At 65.8% G+C, this 12,325-nt stretch carries 12 protein-coding genes and 1 tRNA gene; 6 read left to right on the top strand and 7 right to left on the bottom strand.

The genetic code is table 11. From position 1 onward, the window contains the following. The first annotated feature begins 235 nt into the window (after positions 1–235). From U5919_RS11345 to U5919_RS11325, 5 genes are all read left to right on the top strand, one after another. Positions 236–1,210 carry an AAA family ATPase gene (locus U5919_RS11345; RefSeq protein ID WP_336024392.1) on the top strand — a complete coding sequence of 325 codons (975 nt, stop codon included), beginning with the start codon at positions 236–238 and terminating at the stop codon, positions 1,208–1,210. A 22-nt stretch (positions 1,211–1,232) separates the two neighbouring features. Then, the gene (locus U5919_RS11340; RefSeq protein ID WP_336024391.1) at positions 1,233–2,342 is read left to right on the top strand and encodes a DUF58 domain-containing protein; all 1,110 of its coding nucleotides are present in this window, start codon (positions 1,233–1,235) and stop codon (positions 2,340–2,342) included. Beyond that, a complete protein-coding gene (locus U5919_RS11335) occupies positions 2,339–4,564 on the top strand; it encodes a transglutaminase TgpA family protein (RefSeq protein ID WP_336024390.1) in 2,226 nt (741 codons plus the stop codon). Before U5919_RS11340 ends, U5919_RS11335 begins: the two co-directional genes overlap by 4 nt. Positions 4,565–4,711: 147 nt before the next feature. Further along, positions 4,712–5,005, top strand: a complete 294-nt coding sequence (yciH, locus tag U5919_RS11330) for a stress response translation initiation inhibitor YciH (protein ID WP_049985144.1) — start codon at positions 4,712–4,714, stop codon at positions 5,003–5,005. 130 nt (positions 5,006–5,135) lie between these two features. After that, complete coding sequence (locus tag U5919_RS11325; RefSeq protein WP_336024389.1) at positions 5,136–6,074, top strand: hypothetical protein; 939 nt, start codon at positions 5,136–5,138, stop codon at positions 6,072–6,074. Between the two features lie 78 nt (positions 6,075–6,152). Here the strand turns inward: U5919_RS11325 and U5919_RS11320 are convergent, their stop codons facing one another. After that, positions 6,153–6,974, bottom strand: a complete 822-nt coding sequence (locus U5919_RS11320) for a hypothetical protein (RefSeq protein ID WP_336024388.1) — start codon at positions 6,972–6,974, stop codon at positions 6,153–6,155. Positions 6,975–7,904: 930 nt separating this feature from the next. Between U5919_RS11320 and U5919_RS11315 the strand changes: the two genes are divergently transcribed. Beyond that, positions 7,905–8,069 carry a DUF1059 domain-containing protein gene (locus U5919_RS11315; protein ID WP_336024386.1) on the top strand — a complete coding sequence of 55 codons (165 nt, stop codon included), beginning with the start codon at positions 7,905–7,907 and terminating at the stop codon, positions 8,067–8,069. Between the two features lie 532 nt (positions 8,070–8,601). On the opposite strand, the gene U5919_RS11310 is transcribed toward U5919_RS11315, so the two are convergent. The 6 genes from U5919_RS11310 to U5919_RS11285 all read right to left on the bottom strand — a co-directional run bounded on the left by U5919_RS11310 (position 8,602) and on the right by U5919_RS11285 (position 12,302). Continuing rightward, positions 8,602–8,673, bottom strand: a tRNA-Ala gene (locus tag U5919_RS11310). A 181-nt stretch (positions 8,674–8,854) separates the two neighbouring features. After that, positions 8,855–9,163 carry a 30S ribosomal protein S10 gene (rpsJ, locus tag U5919_RS11305; protein ID WP_049985148.1) on the bottom strand — a complete coding sequence of 103 codons (309 nt, stop codon included), beginning with the start codon at positions 9,161–9,163 and terminating at the stop codon, positions 8,855–8,857. Further along, the gene (gene tuf / locus U5919_RS11300) at positions 9,164–10,429 is read right to left on the bottom strand and encodes a translation elongation factor EF-1 subunit alpha (RefSeq protein ID WP_336024385.1); all 1,266 of its coding nucleotides are present in this window, start codon (positions 10,427–10,429) and stop codon (positions 9,164–9,166) included. Between the two features lie 189 nt (positions 10,430–10,618). Continuing rightward, positions 10,619–11,578, bottom strand: a complete 960-nt coding sequence (locus U5919_RS11295; protein ID WP_336024384.1) for a homoserine dehydrogenase — start codon at positions 11,576–11,578, stop codon at positions 10,619–10,621. Then, positions 11,575–12,183, bottom strand: coding sequence for an amino acid-binding protein (locus tag U5919_RS11290; protein WP_425604218.1), 609 nt, complete (start codon positions 12,181–12,183; stop codon positions 11,575–11,577). The genes U5919_RS11295 and U5919_RS11290 overlap by 4 nt, the downstream gene beginning before the upstream one ends. Further along, complete coding sequence (locus tag U5919_RS11285) at positions 12,180–12,302, bottom strand: hypothetical protein (RefSeq protein ID WP_336024382.1); 123 nt, start codon at positions 12,300–12,302, stop codon at positions 12,180–12,182. The genes U5919_RS11290 and U5919_RS11285 overlap by 4 nt, the downstream gene beginning before the upstream one ends. Positions 12,303–12,325: the final 23 nt, after the last annotated feature.

The raw sequence follows: 12,325 nt of genomic DNA, 5'->3' as shown, positions 1-12,325 counted from the left end.
CCCCGTCTCGTCGTCCGTCTCGGACTCCGCCCGTTCCATACCTACCGGACGGCCGCCGAGGACCAAAAGCGGACTGGAAACGCGATCGCGCTGAACGCCGGCCGGCTGATCAGCCCCGACGTCGGCCGGGTGCCCAGCAGAGTTACGTGGACGCGGAAGCTATAGCCCGGTGAGAGCGCGAGCGGGGGCGTAGTAGTGATCGGAGACTCCGACTCGCGCACACTGGTTCCCAGCTATGACAGATGCAGACGCTATCTCGGAGTCGACGCCGACGGAGTCGTCGCCCGGTCCGCTCGACATCGATGACGCGGCGGAACTGACCGAGCGGATCGTCGACAACGTCGAGCGCGTCATCGTCGGGCACCGCGACGCGATCGAACACATCCTCGTGACGGTCTTCGCGCGGGGGAATCTCCTGCTGGAAGACGTCCCGGGCGTCGGAAAGACGATGCTCGCGCGCGCGGTGGCGACGTCGCTCGAGTGCTCGTTCAACCGCGTCCAGTTCACTCCGGATCTTCTCCCGTCGGACGTGACCGGCGTGAGCGTGTTCAACGAGAAGACCCGGGAGTTCGAGTTCCAGCCCGGCCCCGTGTTCGCGAACGTCGTCCTCGGCGACGAGATCAACCGCGCGCCGCCGAAGACGCAGGCGGCGCTCTTGGAGGTGATGGCCGAGCAGCAGGTGACCGTCGACGGCGCGACGCACGCCGTCCCCGACCCCTTCACCGTGATCGCCACGCAGAACGACGTCGAACCCGGTCGGACGTACGAACTCCCGGTCGCGGAGATCGACCGGTTCACGAAGAAGATCCGGCTCGGCTACCCCACCGAAGACGAGGAGACGACGTTGCTCGGGCGCGTCGCCGGCGAACACCCGATCGAATCGCTCGACTCCGTCGCAACCGTCGGGGACGTCAAGCGCGCACGCGAAACCGTCTCTCGGACCACCGTCCGCGAACCCGTTCGAGCGTACGTGTCACGGTTGGCCGGATACACGCGAGAACACGCCCGACTGGGCGTGAGTCCGCGCGGATCGATCGCCCTTCTCCGGGCCGCCCAAGCGCGGGCGGTCTTCGAGGAGCGCGGGTACGTCACCCCCGACGACGTCCAGACCGAGGCCCCGACGGTGTTGAGTCACCGCATCCGAACCGACACGGATGCCGACGGCGCGGCGATCGTCGAGCGCGCGTTGGCGGAGGTGCCCGTGGAGTGATGCGGCGCGCCGACGGACGCCGATGACTCCGGCCATCCGACCGACGCGGCGCGGGTACGCCGTCCTCGGCGTCGCGATCGGGGCGTTCGCGGCCGGGGCGCTCTTTGGTCCGCGAACGCTCGACGCCGTCGTCCTCCCGGCAGCGGTCGCCCTCCTCGCCGGAGTGGTGCAGGTCTGGCGCACGCAACCCCCGGAGTTCCAACGGCGACTGCCGTCCCCGGACGAACCCGGAACGATCGGTACGGTCGAAGTGCACCTGTCGGCGTCGAGACCGTACCCGATCACGGTTCGAGACCGGCTGCCATCAGGGATTGAGAGCGAGACGGGTGGCAGCGAGTCGACGGCGGTCGTGGACGCGACGACCGACGGCGACGCGATCACCTACGAGATCGTGCGGCGGCGACGCGGGCGACACGAGATCGGCCCCGCGTCGGTCGTCGTCACCGACGTTCTCGGACTCCTCAGGCGGACGTACGAGATCGACGTCCGAGATACCGTCGCGGTGTACCCGTCGGTTCGATCACTGCCGGAGGCAATCCGTGGCGAGCTAACGACGGTGGCACGAACCCGGCGGCCCGGCGGACGAGACGAGTTCGATACGCTTCGAGAGTACGTCAGTGGCGACTCGCTTCGAGACGTACACTGGAAGTCATCGGCGAAGCGGAGCGAACTCGTCGTCCGTGAGTTCGCCAGCGACGCGGAGTTCGAGACGGTAACGGTCGCCGCGGAGACGGCGTCGAAATCGAACGACGCGGTCGGTCACTCCGCGGCCACATCTGCAGTCACACCCACCGACGCGATGGCGACGGCCGCCGCGACGGTGTGTCTGGCGCTCGTCAACGACGGCGCGGCGGTCGCACTGGCGACGCCGTCCGGCCGCGTCGAGGCGTCACCGGGACGGACGCGACCGCTACTCGAACACCTCGCCGTCGCGAAGGGCGGGACAGCGGAGACGGCCTCGGTCGACGTGCGGATCCTCGCCGACGACGAGTCTGTCGCGGTCCGGTTCGACGGGCGCGCTCGCGACTTCGAAGGGATCGTGACGGACCGCGCGGACTCGTCGGCGCAGATGGAAGGTAGCGTGACGAGCGGCGGAGGGACCGCGACGAGCGGCGAGGAGGGACGGACGTGAGCGCCGGCGAGCAGCGGTACGAGTGGCTCGGACGGATCCGCGGACTCGACAGCGCCCGCGTGCTCGCAGTCGCCGGGCTCGCCGCGCTGACGGCGTCCTATACGAGCGTCCTGTGGGAGGTCACAGACGTCGTCGGCAGGAGCGGCGAGTTCCTCGTCGTCGTCGCTGCGGCGCTCGCACTCGCCCTCGTTATCGGGCGGTTCGTGGGCGTCCGCGCCGCACTCGGCCTCACCTCGATCCTGCTCGCGCTGGGACTGGTGGCGTATCTCGGTGCCCTGCCGCGGAGTCAGGCGCAGTTGTTGACGCCCGAGCGCGCCGTCGCCGACACGGTCGCGCTGTTGACGGGGCTCTCGATCCTCCGCTTGGTCGGCGCTGGCGTGTGGGCGGTCGCCATCGTCCCCGGCCCGGTCTTCCTCTCGTGGTATCTCGCCGTCAGGCGACGGTACGTCGCCGCCGCGGTCGCGGGGAGCATCGCGCTCGCTCTCGTCGTGCTGACCGGGGACGTGAGCGGGATCACGACGCTCGTCGGCGTCATCGGCGCGACCGTGACGACCGCCGCCGCGACCGTCGAACGGCACGGGATCGAGTTCCGACAGGCGGACGCGCTGACGGCGCTTCTCGCGGCGATGATCGTCGTCTCCGCGACCGCTTCGGTTCTGCCGGGGGCGGCGGGGTCGCCGGTGCTCCCGGACCGGGGCTCGCCGACGGCCGAAGCGAACCTTGTCGACGCCGAGGACCAAATCGAGGTCGTCGGCAGCATCCGCCTCTCGCCGGCGGTTCGATTCACCGTCGACAGTCCGCAGGCGGCGTACTGGCAGACCGGCGCGTACGACCGCTACACGGGTGATGGGTGGGTTCGGACCGGAAACGTGCGCCCCTACGACGGACGGCTCCGGGGGCCGCCGGGACCGACGGACGAACTCGAACAGACCGTGACCGCAGAAGGCGCGATATCCGTTCTCCCCGCGGCGTGGAAACCCGTCGAAATCGACGGCGAGGTCGCCTCCGAGACGGTCGTGACGCCGCAGGGAACCGTCAGGCCCGACACCACGCTCCTCGCGGGCGAGGAGTACACGGTCACGAGTAGCGTGCCGAACGCGTCGAACGAGCGGCTCCGCGCGGCCGGCACCGACTACCCCGATCGGGTGACCGACACGTACCTCCAACTGCCGACGAGCACGACAAATCGAGTCCGCGAGCGCTCCGAGGGCATCGCCGGCGACGCGCCGACGCCCTACGACAAGGCCGTCGCGATCGAAGAGCACCTCGAATCGAACAAGGAGTACTCACTCGACGTGCCCGCTCCGAGCGGCGACGTCGCCGACGAGTTCCTCTTCGAGATGGACGCGGGCTACTGCACGTACTACGCGACGACGATGGTCGTGATGCTCCGCTCGCAGGGCGTCCCGGCGCGCTTCGCGACGGGCTATACGCCCGGAGAGGAGGCCGGAAACGACAGCTACGTCGTCCGCGGTCTCAACTCCCACGCGTGGGTCGAGGTGTACTTCCCCGACGTCGGGTGGGTTCGGTTCGATCCGACGCCGTCGGGGCCCAGAGAGCGCGCCGAAGACGCCCGGATCGCTGACGCGAGAGAGAACGGGGTCGGTGGCGTCGACCTGCCGAACGCTAACGCGACGCCGCGGACGCCGGGCGACGGCTCGGAGACCACCACGGCGGCGACGGACGGGAGCGAGTCGACATCCGGTGCGATCACCACGACGGACCCGACGAACGCGACGGACGCGCCGGCGGGGCCGAACGCGGGCGCGCCGACGCCGAATTCGTCGGAGGACGGATCGATTCCGATTCCGGCGCTGCCGTCACAGCGGACGCTCCTCGTCGCCCTCGTCGCAGCCGTCGGCGTCGGTGCGGGGGCGCGACACAGCGGACTGGCGAACCGAGCGGGTCGGCTGCTCTCGGTCCAGCTCCAACGTCGGTCCGACGCCGGTCCCGACGCCGACGTGATCCGCGCACATCGCCGTCTCACAGTGGTCCTCGAACGGCGCTACCGGTCGCGTCGACCGGGCGAGACGCCGCGGGCGTACGTGGAGTCGTTGTCGATCGAAGACGGTACGACAGCCACCGATGTCCGCCGGGTACTCGAACTGTACGAACGGGTGCGGTACGGCGACGGGGTCGAACGGGATGAGGCCGACGAAGCGGTGAACCGGGTGGACAGACTGGTCCGCGCGTCGACGCCGCTCGTTCGGCGAGTTCGGTGAGGAGAGTGCATCCCAGCGGGGCCGCCGACACCGGGACGACGCGCTTCCGGTATCGCGGAGATCGAGAACGCACACCCGCCGCTGCCGTGCGGTCGCGGTGAATTCCCGATACTGTTTAATATCCCCATCTTGTAGGTTCGGGTTGTAATGTCGGAAGTCTGCTCGACGTGCGGACTCCCTGAGGAGCTTTGCGTCTGCGAAGACGTCGCAAAAGAGTCCCAGGAGATCACTATCCGCATCGACGAGCGCCGCTACGGAAAAGAGGTAACGGTCATCGAAGGGTTCGACCCCAAGGACGTCGATATGGACAGCCTGTCCTCGGATCTGAAGTCGAAATTCGCCTGCGGTGGCACCGTCGAGGACGGCTCGATCGAACTGCAGGGGAACCACACCGGTCGCGTCGAGGACTTCCTCCGCGACAAGGGCTTCAACGTCGCGTGATCGTTACCTGAGTACCCCGCGTCGAGCGGTTTTTTGAGATCTCATCCGCGAGCGGCCGCTCCGTTCGCCGGTCGTTCGATTCCGTCGTCGCGACCGAAAAGGTTCTACTGCTGGCACGTGCCGGACGCGTATGGTCGACTCAGATTGGTGGGTCGGCGTCGCCCTCCCTCCGCTGCTCGAAATCGCCGGCTGGATCGGCATCGAGTTGGTGGATCTGGAATCCGGTGCGTCCCCGACCGCCTTCGACTTCCTTCCCGTCGTGTTCGTCGTGGTGAGTATGCTGTTGATCCCCGTTTTTGCGGTGTCGCTGTACTTCGACGCCCGGGCGGTCGCCCGCAGCGCGGAGTCGTGGTCGCCGAACTATCGGCTCTGGGGTCTCGCCGGCATCGCCGTTCCGATCGCGGGCTTCGCGGTTGCGGACTTGCCGCTGCTCCTCTTCGTCGGATCGGCGTACCTGCTTCGTCGGTGGCGCTCCACTGACGCCGCCGTCGACGTCGCGAGCGACGTGTACGACGGGGACGGTTGGTACGACAGCGACGGGGACGGTTGGTGCGATAGCGACGGGGACAGTTGGTCCGATAGCGACACGAACCCAGTCGAATGCGGAACAGGACCCACCGACGACGAGCACAGCGAGAACGTGGACAACGAGGCGGGGCCAGTACGTTCCGAGCGCGTTTCTCGGTGGTACTACGGCGTCGCGCTCACGGTCGCGACCTACGCCGTGATCCTCGTGTCGGCCCCGATCGTCCTCACGCTCATCGGCGTACAGGAGAACGCGGCCTTCCTCTACGAGACGGTTCCCGCGTTCGCCGCGCTGCTCCCGTTCGTTCTCGTCCTCGCACTGATCCTCGGCGTCGTGCTCATCCCGATGTTCAGCCTCTCGCTGTACCTCGACGCGCTCGCCGTCGGCGAGAGCGACGTCGAGTGGGAGCCGAACCGCACGCTGTGGGCCGTAGTCGGCGTCGTCCACCTGCTCAACGTCCTGCTCCCGATGATCTGGATACTCTCCGTCCCGGCCGGCGGCTACTACCTCTGGCGGCGACACGACCGCGTCGGACGGCCGTAGTCAGCGGCACCGTAATCGGCAGCGGCTCGCAGGCTGACCTTCCAGAGCTTTCAGCGGCGCGTCGACGTCGCACGGGCGCTACTGCCCGCCGAGGTTCGCTCGTCCGTCAGCGATCAGTTCGCGTCCGGTCTCCCGCGTCGGTCCGGGCATCGGTCTGATCGTCGGATCCAGCGGATTCGCGGTCGTCGGACGGCCGTCTTCGTCCAGATTCGGATAGATCGCGTACAGCGCCGAGAGTTCGGGCGACGGTCGCCCGCCGCCCCGCGTGTAGAAGTCGACGCGCGTGATCGACCACGCGATAGACCGACTCGTCTCGGGGTCGCCGGCGAACTGCACGACGTCGCGTGCCAAGGCGCGCCAGCGACCGCCTGCGAGCGTCGCGAACGGTTCGAGCGCCGCGAAGTCCGGGTCGAAGCCGGCCCCCTCGAACAGCGCCCACAACTCCTCCGTGGTCCGCGCCTCGAAGTTGATCGACTGACCCTTCGAGACGAAGCGCCCGTCACCCTGATGTACCATCACGTACGGCTTGCCGCGGTCTTTCCGAATCAGCAGCCCCTGAAAGAACCGCAACGTGTGATGCAGCGTCTGCCCGTTCGGCGTCTTTTCGATGTCACCCGCATCGAATAGCCCGCCCACAGGGTCCTCGGAGGCCAGCACCGGTTCCTTCGGATACGCAAACGCCTCGACGGTGTCGGCCGCGCCGTCCCCGTCGCCGGCGATGTAGATTCGATACTCCGCGTCGCCGTCAACGAGCGAGATTTTGCCGTTGTCTGTCTCGCGTCCTCGGCCGTTGCCGCCCTTCGATCGGCGTCCGGTGGCGGGCGTCGCGAGCGCACCGAGTCCCAAGCCGACTGCTGCGGATCGAATGAGGGTTCGTCGAGTAGTCCGTTCGTTGTCCATTGTGACGTCTAATTTAGGAGATAGTTCCACATATGATAAGTATTCGGGTGGAAAAATGGCGTTGTATATCGATCTTTGACGTGCTACTATCGAGGATAAACAGCGATGGGGCTAGGTGTTTTGAGAGATTCGTAATCGGATCAGTCGGATGCGATTATGCTATCCGGGGGAGCTATAGTAGCGTTTGCAACTGATTACTCATCCGACCGCACGCTGTCGTGCGGTCGAGTGAGTGAAGACTTGCAAACGCTACTATAGTCGTCATCAGTTCACCGACCCAACATATGGGTCAAAATCTGATCCCAGTTGAGAACGACGCTCGACTATGGCGATCAGAGATCGATTCTCGGACGAACTGCCGACAGTCGACGACAGTCTGACGGAGGTGTTCCTCGCGCTCACCGTGATGCCGACGGCGCTGGGGGCGGCCCATCACATCGGCCACGTCATTCGCGGTAACCACGTCGGCTGGCCGCTCACGTCGGAGGTGAACCCCTTCACGTACAGCCTCGCGATTTATCCGCTCCTCGCGACCGGGCTCTACCAATGTCGGTTAACAGAGAATTATCCGTGCCGCTCTCGATCGCACGCCAAGCGTGCGATCGGACGGGCAATCAGTTGTAACTGTGATATCGGCAGTTCTCACGCAGCGGTGCAACCACCCAGAAAGGCAGTCTTATTCGGTACTAGGACGGCGCTATGCGCCTCAGCCGAGAGATAAGCCGCAATTACGCGCGGTGGCGTCCTCGCCGATTATGCGAGAATTCGAGATGCAAGGAGTCAGGGACACAGCCCACGTAGCCCGAGAGAATTCCGACTCACACCGATCGATAGGATCACCGTTCGAACGTCCCGCTTCCCGGATTGTGGACATCTCGGTGAATAACAAAATAGCGTTCGCCCATCCCTCCGCACGGAGGTCCGAAACCGATGGCCAAAGAAATCTCCTGTCGAGAAGCAGGATACGACTGCGACTTTATGATTCGATCCGAGGACGAGAACCAGCTCATCGAATTCGTCCAAGAACACGCACGGGAGACGCACGACACCCAGATGTCGCCGACAGACATCAGAGGCGCGTGGAAAACGGTGTGAGAGCGTCGCGGATTCACCGGGAGAGACAAATCGGTAGTTGTACCAGTGAGTAGTCGATGCCGAGATCGGCTTCTCGAATTACGAACTCACGTTTTCGCACCTCGCGGGCTCCTTTGGATTCGAAGGACATCGGGCGTTCTTTCGTCTGGTGACTGACTTCGGTCGAGAATTCCCCGCCGGCGATGCCGCCGCCGCGCATCCGACAGTAGTACCGCGCGGCGTCATCGAATCAGGGTACAGCGGTGACGTGAATGTCCGATCGTTAGTAATTCATTTAGAAACAGTGTTTTTTTACAGGTGATACTCTTCTGCAAATACCGCGTGCAGCGGCTAAGAATCGGGAATATCTAAGAACTCGAAATGACGGGAAAGTTAGATGGACTCGCTGGGATGTTGAACTCACTCGCAACGCTTCGCGTTGCTCGCTGCTCAAATCCCAGCTCAAACAGGCACGATTACACTCGACACCGACGGTACTCACAGGACTCCTGACGGAGTCACTGCTCGTCGGAATGGTGTCGAGAGTAAGTAGTGGACTCGCTGGGATTTGAACCCAGGGCCTCTTCCTTGCGAAGGAAGCGATCTGCCACTGATCTACGAGCCCGCATTACGTTCGAAGGCGGCGCGTCATTTGTACCTTCTGCTTCGTCCCTCGCGTGCGTGCGAATCACACCACGGCGAGGCGACGACAGGAGGTGACGTCGACGCCTTAGCGCCACACCCGTAGGGTCGTGAGACCGCGACAACGGGGCGAAAGGGGCGTCAGGCGGTCGGAAGTCGACCGCTCAGTCTTCGAGGACGATCTCGATGCTGACGTCGTTCGGCACCTGAATCCGCATCAGCTGCCGGAGCGCGCGTTCGTCGGCGTCGATGTCGATGAGACGCTTGTGGACGCGCATCTCCCAGTGCTCCCACGTGGCCGTCCCCTCTCCGTCGGGGGACTTCCGCGCGGGCACTTCGAGCGTCTTCGTCGGCAGCGGGATCGGTCCGCTGAGGTTAACCCCCGTTTTGTTCGCGATCTCGCGGACATCGTCGCAGATGTCGTCGAGGTCGTCCGGGCTCGTTCCGGCGAGACGGACGCGTGCCTGCTGCATCTATCGCTCGTTGACCTCGAGGACCTTTCCGGCCGCGATGGTCTGACCCATGTCGCGGACAGCGAAGGACCCGAGCTCGGGGATCTCGCCAGACGGCTCGATGCTGAGCGGCTTCTGCGGTCGCACGGTGACGACCGCTGCGTCGCCGGACTGGATGAAGTCGGGGTTCTCCTCCGCGACCTCACCCGAGGCGGGGTCGAGCTTCTGATCGATCGACTCGATCGTACAGGCGACCTGCGCCGTGTGGGCGTGGAAGACCGGCGTGTAGCCCGCGGTGATGACCGAGGGGTGCTGCATCACGACGATCTGCGCTTTGAACGTCTCGGCGACCGACGGCGGATCGTCGGCGGGGCCACAGACGTCACCGCGGCGGATGTCGTCCTTGCCGATGCCGCGGACGTTGAACCCGACGTTGTCACCGGGGCCGGCCTGCGGCACTTCCTCGTGGTGCATCTCGACGGTCTTGACCTCGCCGCCGACGTCCGACGGCTGGAAGGAGACGTTGTCGCCGGGGCTGATCGTACCCGTCTCGACACGTCCGACCGGGACCGTCCCGATACCGGAGATGGTGTAAACGTCCTGGATCGGCAGGCGCAGCGGCGCGTCCGTCGGCGGCTGCGGCTCCGGCAGGCCGTTGAGCGCTTCCAGCAGGGTCGGGCCGTCGTACCACGACGTGTTCTCGGACTCTTCGGAGATGTTGTCGCCCTCGAAAGCCGAGATCGGGATGTACAGTGCGTCGTCGGAGTTGAACTGAACCTGCTTGAGGAGCTGATTGACCTCCTCTTTGACGTCGTTGTAGGTGTCCTCGCTGTAGTCGACGAGGTCCATCTTGTTCACGCCGATGATGAGCTCGTTGATACCGAGCGTGCGGGCGAGGAAGACGTGCTCGCGGGTCTGGGGCGCGACACCGTCGTCGGCGGCGACGACGAGGACCGCGTTGTCAGCCTGCGAGGCACCCGTGATCATGTTCTTGACGAAGTCACGGTGGCCCGGACAGTCGACGATGGTGAAGTAGTACTCGTCGGTGTCGAACTCCTGGTGGGCGATGTCGATGGTGACACCACGCTCGCGCTCCTCGGCGAGGTTGTCCATCACGTAGGCGAACTCGAATCCGCCCTTGCCCTTCTCTTCGGCTTCTTCTCGGTGCTGTTCGATTACGTGCTCCGGGACGGACCCTGTCTCGAACAGGAGTCGCCCGACCAGCGTACTCTTTCCGTGGTCGACGTGGCCGATAATGGCCAAGTTCTGGTGCGGTTTGTCACTCATAGTGTGGGTCACGCGCTAAGGCGCTCTGTACCGGCTTCTTTGGCCAGAAAGCCCTAAAACCATTTCGATACGTAGACGGCCGAAACGCCGTCGTATCGCGGTTTGTGGGAGCATCTACCACGGTCGAATCGGCAGTAATTACGGTGCATATCGAAGCAATCCACGGCAAAAATCACCGCCGCCCCGCCGCTAATCGAGCCGTCCCACGTCGCCGAGAACCGCCGAGGCCGTCTCAGGACCGCCCGCACCGCGACCGCTGAGGTTCAGTTGTCCCGCGTTCGTCGTCTCCAACTGCGCGATGTTGCGCGTCCCGGTCACCGCGAGCGCGGCGTTCTGCGGGATGAGTCGCGGCCCGACCCGAATACCGTCGCGGGTCGCCTCGCCGACCAGTCTGATCGTCCGTCCGTCTTCTGCGGCGAGTTCGAGCGCGCTGCCGGGCACGTTCGTAATGCCCTCGACTTCGGCGTCCGAGAGCGTGAACTCCCGCTCGCCCGCCGAGAGTACGTTCGCGAGGATGACACACTTCAGCGCCGCGTCGGTCCCCTCGACGTCGAACGTCGGGTCCGCCTCCGCGACGCCGAGGTCCTGCGCCTCCGCGAGCACGTGCTCGTAGTCGATACCCTCGGCGGCCATCCGCGAGAGGATGAAGTTCGCCGTGCCGTTGAGCACGCCGCGGGCGGCGGTGACGTGCGAGGGCGAAAGGTCCTCGACCGTCGAGATGATCGGAATCGCGCCGCCGACGGTGGCCTCGAAACGGACGTTTCCAGCGCTCTCACGCTCCAGTGCGCGGACGTCGCCGTATCGCTCTGCGACCGGCCCCTTGTTCGCGAGGACGACGTGTCGGTCGCGCTCCAGCGCCGTTTTGAGGTGCGAAAATCCGGGTTCCGCGTCCCCGAGCGTCGTCGGCGTCGCCTCGACGAGCACGTCGTAGTCGGCGGCAAGCGCCGCGTCGGGGTCGGCGTCGCCGACGGTTCCCTCGGTCTGCTTCCGCTCTAACGCCGCCGCGGCGTCGATGCCGTCGGCGTCGACGACCGCAGCGGAGGAGTCCGCGAAGGCGACGACCTCGTGGCCGTACTCGGCGGCGAGGTCGACGACGGAACTGCCGACCGCGCCCGCGCCGAGGACGGCGAGTCGCTTTCCGTCGCTCATAGCGCACCTCCCGCGAGCGGTTCAACGACGTGGAGGTCCTTCTCCGATGCGATCTCGCGAACGAGTTCCAGCGCCGCCGTCGTCTCGCCCGCGCGTGTCGCGATGCGCAGGCGCGCGCTCGAGGTGTCGTTACGACCCTCGGGCGCGTTCAGCGAGAAGTCCGCGATCGAGGTCGCGGGGTTCCCTTCGACCCGACGGAGCGTATCGGAGAGGTCGGTGTCGACAAGGTGGCCGACGAGGAGCACGACGACCTCCTCGGCGTAGTGTTCCGCGCCCGCCTGCACGACGTTGAGTCCGCCCTCGCGGAGCGCCGCGACGATCGCCTCGAAACGGTCCGGCGTGGCCTCGACGTCGACCTCGACGGGGATTCGACCCCGCGGGGTGACGTTCCCCCGCTCGTGGAAGATCGACAGCAGGTTCCCACCGTTCTCCGAGATCGGTTCGAGAGCGGCCAGAAGCTGCCCCGGTTCGTCCGCGAGTTCGAGCCGAATGGTGTGCGGCTGGGGCTCGCGGTCGGCGTCGTCGATATCGCCGCGGGATCGCCCGCTCCGCTCCGCGTCGTCCGCACGCTCCGTCTCAGAGTCGGATCCGAGTGCGGGGGTCACAGATACGTCACTCCCGCGCGCTCCGGTTCCTCACGAACCCCCTCGATCCGCGAGGCGGCGACTCGGTGGCCCCGTCCCGTCCGCCGGGAGCGCGACCGTGAGATCGATTTCGTACACATACTCCAACGTCAACTGCCGGACC

The organism is Halobellus sp. LT62 (genome assembly GCF_037031285.1).
Lineage (GTDB): Archaea > Halobacteriota > Halobacteria > Halobacteriales > Haloferacaceae > Haloquadratum > Haloquadratum salinisoli.
This window is presented reverse-complemented; position numbering and strand designations above follow the sequence as displayed.

What these genes read in the sequence shown, in the direction of transcription:
- U5919_RS11315 (WP_336024386.1), top strand. Translation starts at nt 7,905, where the DNA reads ATGGCCAAAGAAATCTCCTGTCGAGAAGCAGGATACGACTGCGACTTT.
- U5919_RS11345 (WP_336024392.1), top strand. Translation starts at nt 236, where the DNA reads ATGACAGATGCAGACGCTATCTCGGAGTCGACGCCGACGGAGTCGTCG.
- tuf (WP_336024385.1), bottom strand. Translation starts at nt 10,429, where the DNA reads ATGAGTGACAAACCGCACCAGAACTTGGCCATTATCGGCCACGTCGAC.
- U5919_RS11320 (WP_336024388.1), bottom strand. Translation starts at nt 6,974, where the DNA reads ATGGACAACGAACGGACTACTCGACGAACCCTCATTCGATCCGCAGCA.
- U5919_RS11340 (WP_336024391.1), top strand. Translation starts at nt 1,233, where the DNA reads ATGACTCCGGCCATCCGACCGACGCGGCGCGGGTACGCCGTCCTCGGC.
- rpsJ (WP_049985148.1), bottom strand. Translation starts at nt 9,163, where the DNA reads ATGCAGCAGGCACGCGTCCGTCTCGCCGGAACGAGCCCGGACGACCTC.
- U5919_RS11285 (WP_336024382.1), bottom strand. Translation starts at nt 12,302, where the DNA reads ATGTGTACGAAATCGATCTCACGGTCGCGCTCCCGGCGGACGGGACGG.
- U5919_RS11295 (WP_336024384.1), bottom strand. Translation starts at nt 11,578, where the DNA reads ATGAGCGACGGAAAGCGACTCGCCGTCCTCGGCGCGGGCGCGGTCGGC.
- U5919_RS11325 (WP_336024389.1), top strand. Translation starts at nt 5,136, where the DNA reads ATGGTCGACTCAGATTGGTGGGTCGGCGTCGCCCTCCCTCCGCTGCTC.
- yciH (WP_049985144.1), top strand. Translation starts at nt 4,712, where the DNA reads ATGTCGGAAGTCTGCTCGACGTGCGGACTCCCTGAGGAGCTTTGCGTC.